Origin of the sequence: Streptomyces sp. NPDC059861, assembly GCF_042731435.1 — a bacterium.
Taxonomy (GTDB): Bacteria; Actinomycetota; Actinomycetes; order Streptomycetales; family Streptomycetaceae; genus Streptomyces.
On sequence record NZ_JBHWJQ010000003.1, the window covers coordinates 1 to 11599 of the forward strand.

The window sequence follows — 11599 nt, forward strand, 5'->3', positions numbered from 1 at the left end:
GCCACCCGGACGATCTGACAGCCGGAAGCCGTCAGCTCGGCGATCTGCTGGAGCGTGGCCCCGATGTCCGACGTACGCGTCGTCGTCATCGACTGCACCGACACCGGTGCCCCGCCCCCGACCGCCACCGGCCCGACCTGGATCTGCCGCGACACCCGCCGTTCGGCGACCGGCCGCACCGGCACCTCGGGAACGCCCAGGGGGATGGCGGTCATGACATCACTCCCGGTTTCCGGAGACCGTCTCGCGCATGGCGCGCAGCGACTCCTTCAGCGACCCCATGGTGGCGAGGACGGCGGTGGGCTCGTAGCCGCAGTGCGCCATGCAGTTGGCGCAGCGCGGGTCCTTGCCGCGGCCGTACTTGTCCCAGTCGGTCTCCTCGATCAGTTCGCGGTACGTCGGCACGTACCCGTCGCTCATCAGGTAGCAGGGGCGCTGCCAGCCGAAGAGCGAGTAGTTCGGGATCGCCCACGCGGTGCACGGGAAGTCGACCTTGCCCTCCAGGAAGTCCAGGAAGAGCGGCGAGTGGTTGAGCCGCCAGCGGCGCCGGTTGCCGCCGGAGAAGGCCTTCTTGAACAGCTCGCGGGTCTGCTCCACGCCCAGGAAGTGCTCCTGGTCGGGCGCCTTCTCGTAGGCGTAGGCGGGCGAGATCATCATCTCGTCGACCTTCAGGTCGTCGTTGAGGTAGTTGAGCACCTCGACGATGGTCTGGGGGGTGTCGGTGTTGAAGAAGGTGGAGTTGGTGGTGACGCGGAAGCCGCGCCGCTTGGCCTCCTTGATGGCCGCCACCGCCTCGTCGAACACGCCCTCCTTGGCGACCGACTCGTCGTGCCGCTCACGCAGGCCGTCGATGTGCACGGCGAAGGCGAAGTAGGGCGAGGGAGTGAACTTGTCCATCTTCTTGCGCAGCAGCATCGCGTTGGTGCACAGGAAGACGTACTTCCGCTTGGCCACCAACTGACGCACGATCTCGTCGATCTGAGGGTGCATCAGTGGCTCGCCACCCGCGATCGACACCATCGGAGCCCCGGACTCCAGCACCGCCCCCACGGCCTGCGCGACCGGCATGCGCTGCTTCAGCACCCCGGCGGGGTGCTGGATCTTGCCGCAGCCCTCGCACTTCAGGTTGCAGGCGAACAGGGGCTCCAGCTCGACGATGAGCGGAAACTTGTCACGCCTGCGGAGCTTCTGTTCAGCCAAGTATGTAGCGACCTTGATGGACTGGCGCAACGGCATGGCCATCGGGCTCACCTCCTGGGGAGCAGCACATTACGGTGCCATTCAAAGAATGCGGGAAGAATGGAACGAAGGACGCGGAAAGCCGATATTCCACCGCGCACCGTGCCGATACGGACGAGTTCATGTTCTGGAGCGTCCACGACCACCCGGACGGCCGCAACCGGACGTGCCCCTGCGCGCCCGGCGCTCAGTAGCGTTGCGGCGGACTCCATGTCGACGGCGATTGCGCCGGTGGCCAGCAGATCGGACCGTTCCTGCCCACGCACCACGTGGTCGGAGCCGGTGACCGGGCCGGTGTGGACGGTGCGGCCGGGCACCGCACGCCTGAGTTCCCTGACGAGCAGGTCGGTGCCCTCGCAGGGCGTGGTGCCGCGCGGGTCCCGGGTCTCCTCGGCGACGACCAGGTCACCGGGGTGCATGCCCGGTGCCAGCCCCGCGCAGAAGCCGGTGGCCAGCACAGCGGCCCCGGCGAGCGCCGGGTCGGCCAGCGCCCGCGTGACGGACCGCTCGGCCGCGGTGGGCCCCATGCCCGTGCGCAACACGGTCACCGGCCCGCCGGCACCACCCCGCTCCCCCAGCCGCAACGCCAGCCGCTCGATGCCGAGCGCACAGGCGATCAGCAGCGGCTCCGGAGCGGAGGGGGCGCTCATCCGCTCCCCTTGGCCCCGGCGAGGGCTGTCCGGGCGAACGGCTCACCGTGCACATAGCGGCCCAGCGCCGTGAGCGGGAAGACCTGCCGGTACAGGTGGTAGTTGATCGAGAAGTCCCACGGGAAGCCGGTACCCGTGAAGTACGGCTCGTCCCAGGAGCCGTCCTCCCGCTGGGTCGCGGCGAGCCACTCGACACCGCGTTCGACCGCCGGCGAGTCCCGCTCCCCGGCCGCCAGCAGAGCCATCAGCGACCACGCGGTCTGCGAGGCGGTGGAGGCGCCCCTGCCGCTCCACTCCTTGACGTACCGGTACGAGCGCAGGTCCTCGCCCCAGCCGCCGTCGTCGTTCTGCACGCTCTCCAGCCAGGTCACCGCCCGCCGGATCGCCGGGTGCGAGACGGGAAAGCCGGCGGCGGTCAGCGCGGGCACCACCGATCCGGTGCCGTAGATGTAGTTGACACCCCAGCGCCCGAACCACGAACCGTCCGGCTCCTGTGCGGCGAGCAGCCATTCGATGCCGCGCCGGGTGCGCGGGTCGCGGGCGAGGCCCTCCACCGCGAGCATCTCCACCACGTGCGCCGTCACGTCCGCCGACGGCGGGTCGATGACCTCGCCGAAGTCGCAGAACGGCAGCCGGTTGGGGAACGGGCTGGTGTTGTCGACGTCGAACGCGCCCCACGCGCCCTCCTTCGACTGCATGCCGAGGTTCCAGCGCACCCCGCGTGCGATGGCATTCTCCATCCGCTCCGGGTCGTGATGCCGGACGCGGCGCAGCGCGAGGACGACCTCGGCGGTGTCGTCGATGTCGGGGTAGTTGTCGTTGTGGAACTCGAACGCCCAGCCGCCCGGCGTGAGTTGCGGTCGGCGGACCGACCAGTCGCCCGGCCGCACCACCTGCTCCCCCAGCATCCAGTCGGCGGCCTTCACCAGCTGCGGATGGTCCGCGGGCACCCCGGCGTCGAAGAGGGCGATGGTCGCCAGGCAGGTGTCCCACACCGGCGACTGGCAGGCCTCGATCATCCGGGCCCCGTCCTCGCGCCACACGGCGTACCGGTCGAGGGACTCCAGCCCGGCGCGCATCACCGGGTGCTGGAGGTCGTAGCCCAGCAGGCGGAGGGCGATGAGCGAGTACACGGCCGGCGGCTGGATGCCGCCCCAGCAACCGTCGTTCTCCTGCCGCTCGATGATCCAGCGGGCGGCCGACCGCATCGCCGCGCGCCGCAGGGTGCGCGGCACGACCTTGCGCAGGGCGTGCAGGCCCTTGTCCAGCCGCTGGAAGGCGCCGTCCCAACTCGCCACCGGGGCCAGCGGTTTCGCCGGGTTCGGGTGCTCCGGGTCGGTGTGCAGCTCGTCCAGCGGGAAGGGGGCGGGCCGTACCGGGCGCTTGGCGGAGACGACGGTCAGCGGGACGATCGTCTGCCGGGCCCAGCACCCGAAGTCGTAGATGTTGAGCGGCAGCCACTTCGGGAAGTAGATGAGTTCCGGGGGCAGTTCGGGCAGATCCTCCCACTTCCACCAGCCGAACAGGGCGAGCCAGATCCGGGTGAAGACCCGGGCCGCGGCGATGCCGCCCCGGGAGCGGATCCACTCCGCCGCCCGGGCCATGTGCGGCGCGTCCGGCGCGTCGCCGGCCAGGCGCAGGGCGACGTACGCCTCGATGGTGGTGGAGAGTTCGCCGGGCCCGCCGTGGAAGGTGGCCCAGGTGCCGTCCTCGCGCTGCTCGCCGCGGATGAAGAGGGCGGCGGCGTTCGTCGTGGACTCGTCGCGGATGCCCAGGAACTGACGGAGCAGGAGGTCCTCGGCGTCCATGGTGACATTGGTCTCCAGGTCGCCCTTCCACCAGCCTTCCGCGTCCTGCCGGGCGAGCAGGTGGTCGGTGGCGCGCCGGACGGCGCGTTCGGCGGCTTCGTGGACCCCGGCCGCCACCGGGGTGGTGCTGTCGCTTTCGCTGGCCGCGGCAGCGCGGGGCGACACGGCCCCGGTGCTTCCGTCGGTCGTCGCTGTCATGGCTTCCCCTTCGTGCAGTGCTGCAATCGGTGCGTCTGCTGTGGGTCCGCCGTCGGCCGGTGCACACGAGAATCCCGCGGCACCGGCCGGCGACTAAGCGAGGGCTATGAGGCCGATAGTGATCATCTCTTTCGTACGACGACGAAGTCGGCGAGGGCCACGAACCGGTCCCGCACCCGGTCGGGCATGTCGACGGCGTCGAGGGCTTCGATGGCGACGGTGTGCTGACGGCGTGCCTCTTCGGCGGTCCACTCGCGGCCGCCGGCCTCCTCGATCAGGGCGGCGCGGGCCGCGAACTCCTCCTCGGAGAACTTGGCGAAGTCGCTGCTCTTGGCGTCGGCGGCGAGCAGCTCACCGAGCCGCTCGGAGGCGCTGCCCCCGGCGGCGAGGGCGGCGACGACCGGCAGGGACTTCTTGCGCTGGCGCAGATCGCTCCAGGTCTGCTTTCCGGTGGCCTCCGGGTCGCCCCAGATGCCGAGGAGGTCGTCGACGGCCTGGAAGGCCAGGCCGAGGTGGTAGCCGTACTTCTCCAGGGTGTCGGCGGTGCGGTCGTCGGCGCCGCCGAGCACGGCGCCGATGGAGCTGGCGCAGGCCAGCAGGGCGCCGGTCTTGTTGCCCTCCATCTCCAGGCACTCCTCGACGCTGACGCGGTCGCGGTGCTCGTAGGAGATGTCCTGGGCCTGGCCGTCGATCAGGGCGCGGGTCGCGGTGGTCAGCCGGCGGGTGGCGCGGCCGGCCTCGACGGTGCCGAGTTCCAGGAGCACCTCGTTGGCCAGCGCGAACAGGGCGTCGCCGACCAGGATGGCCTGGGCGGGGCCGTGCACCTTCCAGACGGTGTCGCGGTGCCGGCGCTGCTCGTCGCCGTCCATCAGGTCGTCGTGCAGCAGGGAGAAGTTGTGCACCAGTTCGACGGCGACCGCGCCGGGGACGCCGACCTCGGGCGCGCCCCCGGTGACCTCGGCGGACAGGATGGCGAGAGCGGGGCGTACGGCCTTGCCGCCGTCGCCGTCGGCCGGGTTGCCGGCGGCGTCGATCCAGCCGAAGTGGTAGGCGGCGACCGTGTCCATGGGAGGCGCCAGGCGGTCGACGGCCGCCCGCAGTACCGGTGTGGCCAGGGTCCGGCCGCGCTCCAGGATCGCGGCCACGTCCACCGCGGTCTCTCGAGCGGCCTTCGAGGCCGGGGGCACAGTGGGCACTTTCTCTCCTCTTGTTGCGGTACCGGAGGTGCGGGGGCCTGCCGCGCGCTGCCTCGTCGTCACGCCGCCTCCTCGACGTCGAAGAGGTGGCGGGGGCGGGGCCGGCCGAGGGCACGCAACGCGGCGTCCGCCGCGCCGATGCCGCTGCGGACCGCACTTTCCATGGTCGCGGGCCACCCGGTGGCGGTCCACGCTCCGGCCAGGTACAGGCCGGACGCCTTGGTACCGGCGCCGGGCCGGAACTGTCCGACGCCGGGCGCGGGAGCGAAGGTCGCGGTGCGCTCCCTGGTCACGAAGAAGTCCCTCACCTCGGCACTCCGGCTCCGCGGCAGCAGGCGCTCCAGCTCGGGCAGATAGCGCTCGCGCAGTGCGGCCACGGGCGCGTCGATCTCGTCCCGCGCGGCCGACTGCGACAGCGCGAGGTACTGGCCGGACTTCAGCCCCGAGGCGTCGGTGCGGTCGAAGACCCACTGCACGGGCGTGCCGAGCGCGGTGAGGAAGGGGGCGTCGACGACCTTGCGGTCGTAGACGACATGGATGTTGAGGATCGGCGCGGTGCCGATCCTCAGCAGTCGCGCCGGATCGTCGAGCGCGCCGTCCGGCAGCAGGTCGTAGGTCTCGCGCTGAGGTACGGCGAGCACGACGGCGTCGGTCTCGATGACCTCGCCGGGAACCTGAACGCTCCAACGCCCGTTGTCCTTCTGGGAGATGGAGGTGACGCGTGAACGGATCCTGGTTCGGACACCGACCGAGTCGAGCGCCGTGCGGGCCAGCCGGTCGTGCAGTTCGCCCAGCGGGACGCGCGCCCAGCCGATGTCTGCCGCGCCCGGGTCGGAGAGCAGACCGGTCTTGAACACCATCGCGGCGAGCCCCAGGGAGGCGTCGCCCGCGACCGCGTTGAGGGTGGCGACCCCGACCAGGTCCCACAGCGCCTCGACGGCACGAGCCGACTGACCGTGCGCGGTCAGCCAGCTGCCGAAGTCCTGTGCGTCCAGCGTCGGATCGGCGAGGTCGAGACCCTTGAGCGCGAGCGCGGCCCGGCCGACCTTGGCGCGCTCGACGAGTGAGAGATGCGGATACGTCGCGAGGCTGCGCCCCAGATGCAGGGGCACCGGCAGCGCGTCGCGCCGCAGCCTGCCGAGTCGCCTGCCCTCGGGCTTGGCGACGTCGAGGACGGGCACGTCGAGACGGTCCTGCAGCGGAGCCAGTGCCGCGCCGCCGATCCGGTCGAGGAACCAGCGGTAGGCGGTGCAGCAGCGCAGATACACGTGCTGGCCGTTGTCGACGGTCAGCTCGCCGCGCTGGAAGGAGAAGGCCAGGCCACCCAGTCTCGGCCTGCCTTCGAGCAGGGTGACGCGCACCCCGGCGTCGGCCAGCGCGAGCGCGGCGGTGACTCCGGCGAGCCCTCCGCCGACCACCACCGTGTCCCGTGCGGGACCGGACCGCATGCCGTCGGTCATCGCGCACCCTCCCCTGCGCTCCCGCCGCGACGCTTCACAGCGCCCCGGCGGGCCGTCGCAGTCAGGGACGCCATCCGGCCACGGAGGGTTGCGTGCCGCTTTTCGCCGTCGGCGTCACCTTGCCCCAAGCTGTCCATCAGGCGCGCCTCCTGACGGCCCGTCGGGTCACATGCCGGGCGTCCAGACCGGACAGGCCGCGCACGGCGACGTAGGCCTTCTCGCGTCCGGGCAGCGAGACCCGGCCGCGCAGTACGGCCTCGGGTTCGCGCTCGATGCGGTCGAGGAGGCGGCGGTAGATACCCGCCATGGCCGCGACGCAGGCGCCGCTGCGCCGGTCGAGCATGGGCAGCAGTTGGTAGCCCTCGGCGAAGAGGGCTCGGGCCCGCCGCACCTCGTAGTGCACGAGGCCCGCGAAGTCGGAGCCCTCCGGCGGGTTCGGCCCGCGGAACCCGGCCGAGCAACCGAACTTGGCGAGGTCGTCGGCGGGCAGGTAGACGCGCCCGCCCTCGGCGTCCTCGCGGATGTCCCGCAGGATGTTGGTGAGCTGGAGCGCGAGCCCGAGCGTGTCGGCGTACTCGGGCGCGCGCTCGGCGCCGCGCGCCCCCGGTTCCGTACCGAAGACACCGAGCGAGAGCCGGCCGATGGCCCCGGCCACACAGCGGCAGTAGACCTTCAGATCGTCCCAGGTCTCGTAGGTCTCGCCGCGTACGTCCATCAGGACGCCGTCGATGAGCTCGTCCAGGCCGTCGAGCGGGATCGGGAAGTGCCGGGCGGCATGTGCCAGGGCGACGCCGACCGGGTCGGTGTCGTCCTCGCCGATCTCGTCCTCACGGATGCGGGCGAGCAGCGACCGGGTCTCCTGGAGCCGGTCGAACTTCAGGTCGTCGGTGAGTTCACCGTCGCCGATGTCGTCGACCCGCCGGGAGAACGCGTACAGCGCCGACATGGCGCGGCGCTTGGGCGTCGGCAGCAGCCTGATGCCGTAGGCGAAGTTACGTGCCTGCTGTCCGGTGACGGCCTCGCAGTAGCTGTAGGCGGCGAGTACCGGTGCGGACACGTGTGGTGCAGACTCCACTGTCCGGATCACCCCTCTCCTCGCATGGTCACGCCCACCTCACGCAGCAACCGGAGCTTGCCGGGCTTGGGCGGGCCGGGAAGTACGTCGTACCGGGCGGCGGCGATCGCCTCGACGGCCGCCCTTCCCCCCGCCACGAACCCCGCGAGCAACAGCCTCAGTCTGCCGTGCACGCTACCCACGAGGGGGGCGCCTTCATTCAGGAGGTCGCCGGCGCGTTGCGCTTCGTACGCGACCAGTGCGCGCACCGATGCGCCGGTGGTCGCCGCGGCGAGATCTGCCTCCTGGACGTGAAAGCGCTTCATGTCCTCGGCGGGCAGATAGATGCGGTCGCGGCCGAGATCCTCGGCCACGTCCTGGAGGTGCTCGACGATCTGCAGGGCCGTGCAGATCGCGTCCGAGCGGCGGACGCGCTCGGGGGTGGAGGTTCCGGTGACGCCGAGGACGAGCCGGCCCACGGGGTTCGCGGACAGCTCGCAGTAGGCCAGCAGGTCGTCGTAGGTCTCGTACCGCTTGACGAGCTGGTCCTGGCGGTTGGCGGCGATCAGGCCGAGGAAGGGCTCGGGGGTCAGGGCGCAGCGGCGGACGGTCGGCTGCAGACGGCGCAGCAGGGGATGGTGGGGGGCCGAGTCGAAGACGCGGTGAAGGTCGGCTTCGAAGGCGTCCAGCAGGGCCATGCGGTCGCCGGCCCGCTCGCGCGGCACGCCGAGGAGGCGGGCGTCGGCGCCGCCGGGGGCGAGATCGCCGTCGCCGATGTCGTCGACGAGGCGGGCGAAGCCGTAGACGGCCATGAGGTCGGTGCGCCAGGCCCGGGGCAGGAAGAAGGGGGCCACGGGGAAGTTCTCTGCCGTGGCCTTGTCCAGCGTCGCGCGCTCCGTGTCGTCGTCGCGCGCCGTGGCGGTTCCCGTCACCGTTCGCTGCCCAGGGCGGGGACGGCACATGCTTCGCGGAGCCGGGGAGTTTCCGTAGCCATTGCCGTCACATCTCCCGTTCTACACTGCCGACCCAATTCACACTATTTCGGACACGCCGCCATGCGTTCAGGCGGCTACCACCTTGGAGGGTGTCGCGCATTATGGCCCTACTTGCCGTGTTTCGGCACCGCTACAGCTTACGTTGTACAACGCGGCGCGGACCGCGGGGGTGCCCTGCGCATCACAAGAACACACCGATTGGCTTCAAGATTCCTACGGTCGGCCAGAGTTGACGCTTCCTTTGCGGCCGGCACAAGGGCCCTTTGCCGACGACGCAGGGCCCCGCCGGAGCAGTTCCGGCAGGGCCCTGAACGGCTGTCTACTTACCCGTGAACTTCTCGTACTCCTTGAGGACCTCGCCCGTGGGTCCGTCCATGCGCAGTTCGCCACGCTCCAGCCACAGCACGCGGTCGCAGGTATCCCGGATGGACTTGTTGTTGTGGCTGACCAGGAACACCGTACCGGCCTGCTTGCGCAGCTCCCGGATGCGCTCCTCGGAGCGCTTCTGGAACTTGCGGTCGCCGGTGGCCAGCGCCTCGTCGATCATGAGGACGTCGTGGTCCTTGGCGGCCGCGATGGAGAACCGCAGGCGGGCGGCCATGCCGGAGGAGTACGTCCGCATCGGCAGCGTGATGAAGTCGCCCTTCTCGTTGATGCCGGAGAAGTCGACGATCTCCTGGTAGCGCTCCTTGACCTGCTCACGGGTCATGCCCATCGCGAGCCCGCCCAGTATGACGTTGCGCTCACCGGTCAGGTCGTTCATCAGGGCCGCGTTCACACCGAGCAGCGAGGGCTGGCCGTCGGTGTAGACCCTGCCGCTCTCGGCGGGCAGCAGTCCGGCGATGGCACGCAGCAGGGTCGACTTCCCGGAGCCGTTGGAGCCGATCAGGCCGATGGCCTCGCCCCGGTACGCGACGAACGAGACACCGCGCACCGCGTGCACCTTGCGGACCCCGCGGTCCTCGCGACGCTTGACGATGCGGCTGAGGGCGGCGGTGGCGCTGCCCTTGCCGGCCTTCGCGCCGTTGACGCGGTAGACGATGTGCAGGTCGTCCGCGACGACGGTGGGGATGCGTTCCTCGGTCGTATGGTCAGCCACGGCCGTACCTCTCCTCCGCCTTCCAGAAGTACACGAAGCCGCCCAGGGCGAACAGCACCGCCCAGCCGCCGGCGATCGCCCAGACATGGTCGGGGAGGTTCTCGGAGCCGTAGCCGTCGATCAGCGCGAAGCGCATCAGGTCCATGTAGATCGCGGCCGGGTTCCACTGGAGGATGTTGGCGATCCAGGACGGCTTGTCGGCCAGCATGATCGGGATGGAGTACATGACACCGGACGCGTACATCCACGTCCGCATCACGAACGGCATCAGCTGCGCCAGGTCCGGGGTCTTGGAGCCGGCCCGGGCCATGATCAGCGCGAGGCCGGTGTTGAAGCAGAACTGCAGCGCCAGCGCCGGCACGATCAGCACCCAGGACATATCCGGGTAGCTGCCGAAGACGCAGGTCACGGCGAACAGCACGATCATCGAGAAGAGCAGCTGCTGGAGCTGCTGGAGCGCGAAGGAGACCGGGAGCGAGGCACGCGGGAAGTGCAGGGCGCGCACCAGGCCGAGGTTGCCGGAGATCGCGCGGACGCCCGCCATTACCGAGCTCTGCGTGAAGGTGAAGACGAACACACCCGTCACCAGGAACGGGATGTACACCTCCCGCGGCATGCCCCGGTCGGCCTCCAGGATCACGCCGAAGACGAAGAAGTACACGGCCGCGTTGAGCAGCGGCGTGACGACCTGCCAGAGCTGGCCGAGCTTGGCCTGGCTGTACTGGGCGGTCAGCTTCGCCCGCGAGAACGCGAGGATGAAGTGGCGGCGGTCCCAGAGCTGGCGGACGTACTCGACGAGGGAGGGGCGGGCGCCGCTCACGGTCAGGCCGTACTTCGCGGCGAGCTCCGCCGCGGACAAACCCTCGTCGGGTGACACGGGCGCGGTCACCGCGACTGTGCCGTCGTGTGTGGTCTCACTCACTAGTCGAAACTTTCGTCTTCGAGATGCGCAGCCTGTGCGGGCTGGGCAGCGGCCGGGAGCCGAGCGTTACGCCCCGAATGCTCTCAGGGACGAGCTTGTCAGATGACAGGAGGTCGGCCCAGTCGAGTCAGCCGCCACACCGTACGCCACTTCATGGGCCGGCGGGGCCCGCAGGGGGACCTCCAGCCTTCCCGGAAGCCCCCGAACCATGCCCGCAGGGCCGGCCGCGAGGGGCGGCGCAGCAGCGTGAGGGCCAGCCAGATGCCCAGGTAGACCGGGACGAGGGCGGCGGGCAGGTTGCGGCGGGCGAGCCAGACGCGGTTGCGGGCGACCATGCGGTGGTAGACGGCGTGCCGCGAGGGCGCGGTCGTCGGGTGGTACAGCACCATGTCCGACCGGTAGTCGATCAGCCAGCCCGCGTCGAGGGCGCGCCAGGCCAGGTCGGTCTCCTCGTGCGCGTAGAAGAAGTCGTCGGGCAGGCCCCCGACCTCGGCGAACACCCGGGTGCGGACCGCGTTGGCGCCGCCGAGGAAGGTGGTGACGCGCGAGGAGCGCATCGGGTCGGAGGCCCGCAGCCGGGGGACGTGGCGGCGCTGGGTGACGCCGGTGTCGGGGTCGGCTATACGGAAGCTGACGATGCCGAGCCGGGGGTCGGCCTCGAAGGCCTCGCGGCACAGCTCGGCGGTGTCGGCGCGGGCGAGCAGGCCGTCGTCGTCGAGGAACAGCAGTATGTCGACGTCACGCCCGCTGGGGCCGAAGGCCTCGATGCCGACGTTGCGGCCGCCCGGGATGCCGAGGTTCTCCGGCAGTTCGACGGTACGCACTCCGGCGGGGACCTCGGGCACCGGTGAGCCGTTGCCGACGACCACGACGTCTATCGGATCGCCGTCCTGCTTGGCGACCGACTCCAGCAGCGCGCGCAGCTCCTCGGGCCGGTTACCCATCGTGATGATGACGGCCCCGACCCGCGTCCCGGGG

The 11599-nt window shown here is 70.8% G+C and carries 12 protein-coding genes; all 12 read right to left on the reverse strand.

Annotation, left to right across the window (positions count from 1 at the left end; all coding sequences use genetic code 11):
* Positions 1–215: flavodoxin-dependent (E)-4-hydroxy-3-methylbut-2-enyl-diphosphate synthase (locus ACFV6X_RS03360; RefSeq protein WP_385376921.1), on the reverse strand; the 215-nt coding region annotated here is incomplete at its 3' end.
* 4 nt (positions 216–219) lie between these two features.
* Positions 220–1242 (reverse strand): adenosyl-hopene transferase HpnH, encoded by a 1023-nt coding sequence (gene hpnH / locus ACFV6X_RS03365; RefSeq protein ID WP_385376923.1) that lies wholly within the window; start codon positions 1240–1242, stop codon positions 220–222.
* A gap of 5 nt (positions 1243–1247) precedes the next feature.
* Positions 1248–1889 (reverse strand): 1-hydroxy-2-methyl-2-butenyl 4-diphosphate reductase, encoded by a 642-nt coding sequence (locus ACFV6X_RS03370; protein WP_385376926.1) that lies wholly within the window; start codon positions 1887–1889, stop codon positions 1248–1250.
* Positions 1886–3895 carry a squalene--hopene cyclase gene (gene shc / locus ACFV6X_RS03375; RefSeq protein WP_385376928.1) on the reverse strand — a complete coding sequence of 670 codons (2010 nt, stop codon included), beginning with the start codon at positions 3893–3895 and terminating at the stop codon, positions 1886–1888. The genes ACFV6X_RS03370 and shc overlap by 4 nt, the downstream gene beginning before the upstream one ends.
* A 122-nt stretch (positions 3896–4017) precedes the next feature.
* Positions 4018–5082 (reverse strand): polyprenyl synthetase family protein, encoded by a 1065-nt coding sequence (locus ACFV6X_RS03380; protein WP_385377498.1) that lies wholly within the window; start codon positions 5080–5082, stop codon positions 4018–4020.
* Between the two features lie 68 nt (positions 5083–5150).
* Positions 5151–6551: a hydroxysqualene dehydroxylase HpnE gene (hpnE, locus tag ACFV6X_RS03385; RefSeq protein WP_385376931.1), complete on the reverse strand. Its 1401-nt coding sequence runs from the start codon at positions 6549–6551 to the stop codon at positions 5151–5153.
* On the reverse strand, positions 6548–6688 hold the full coding sequence (locus ACFV6X_RS03390) for a DUF6380 family protein (RefSeq protein WP_385376934.1): 141 nt from the start codon (positions 6686–6688) through the stop codon (positions 6548–6550). The genes hpnE and ACFV6X_RS03390 overlap by 4 nt, the downstream gene beginning before the upstream one ends.
* Positions 6688–7638, reverse strand: coding sequence for a presqualene diphosphate synthase HpnD (gene hpnD / locus ACFV6X_RS03395; protein WP_385376937.1), 951 nt, complete (start codon positions 7636–7638; stop codon positions 6688–6690). Before hpnD ends, ACFV6X_RS03390 begins: the two co-directional genes overlap by 1 nt.
* Positions 7635–8567: a squalene synthase HpnC gene (gene hpnC / locus ACFV6X_RS03400; protein WP_385376940.1), complete on the reverse strand. Its 933-nt coding sequence runs from the start codon at positions 8565–8567 to the stop codon at positions 7635–7637. The genes hpnD and hpnC overlap by 4 nt, the downstream gene beginning before the upstream one ends.
* Before the next feature lie 352 nt (positions 8568–8919).
* The gene (locus ACFV6X_RS03405; RefSeq protein WP_385376943.1) at positions 8920–9699 is read right to left on the reverse strand and encodes an ABC transporter ATP-binding protein; all 780 of its coding nucleotides are present in this window, start codon (positions 9697–9699) and stop codon (positions 8920–8922) included.
* The gene (locus tag ACFV6X_RS03410) at positions 9692–10621 is read right to left on the reverse strand and encodes an ABC transporter permease (protein ID WP_385376946.1); all 930 of its coding nucleotides are present in this window, start codon (positions 10619–10621) and stop codon (positions 9692–9694) included. Before ACFV6X_RS03410 ends, ACFV6X_RS03405 begins: the two co-directional genes overlap by 8 nt.
* 98 nt (positions 10622–10719) lie before the next feature.
* Positions 10720–11565: a glycosyltransferase gene (locus ACFV6X_RS03415; protein WP_365449870.1), complete on the reverse strand. Its 846-nt coding sequence runs from the start codon at positions 11563–11565 to the stop codon at positions 10720–10722.
* Between the last annotated feature and the right edge of the window lie 34 nt (positions 11566–11599).

What these genes read in the sequence shown, in the direction of transcription:
- hpnH (WP_385376923.1), bottom strand. Translation starts at nt 1,242, where the DNA reads ATGGCCATGCCGTTGCGCCAGTCCATCAAGGTCGCTACATACTTGGCT.
- shc (WP_385376928.1), bottom strand. Translation starts at nt 3,895, where the DNA reads ATGACAGCGACGACCGACGGAAGCACCGGGGCCGTGTCGCCCCGCGCT.
- hpnE (WP_385376931.1), bottom strand. Translation starts at nt 6,551, where the DNA reads ATGACCGACGGCATGCGGTCCGGTCCCGCACGGGACACGGTGGTGGTC.
- ACFV6X_RS03415 (WP_365449870.1), bottom strand. Translation starts at nt 11,565, where the DNA reads ATGGGTAACCGGCCCGAGGAGCTGCGCGCGCTGCTGGAGTCGGTCGCC.
- ACFV6X_RS03390 (WP_385376934.1), bottom strand. Translation starts at nt 6,688, where the DNA reads ATGGACAGCTTGGGGCAAGGTGACGCCGACGGCGAAAAGCGGCACGCA.
- hpnC (WP_385376940.1), bottom strand. Translation starts at nt 8,567, where the DNA reads ATGTGCCGTCCCCGCCCTGGGCAGCGAACGGTGACGGGAACCGCCACG.
- ACFV6X_RS03370 (WP_385376926.1), bottom strand. Translation starts at nt 1,889, where the DNA reads ATGAGCGCCCCCTCCGCTCCGGAGCCGCTGCTGATCGCCTGTGCGCTC.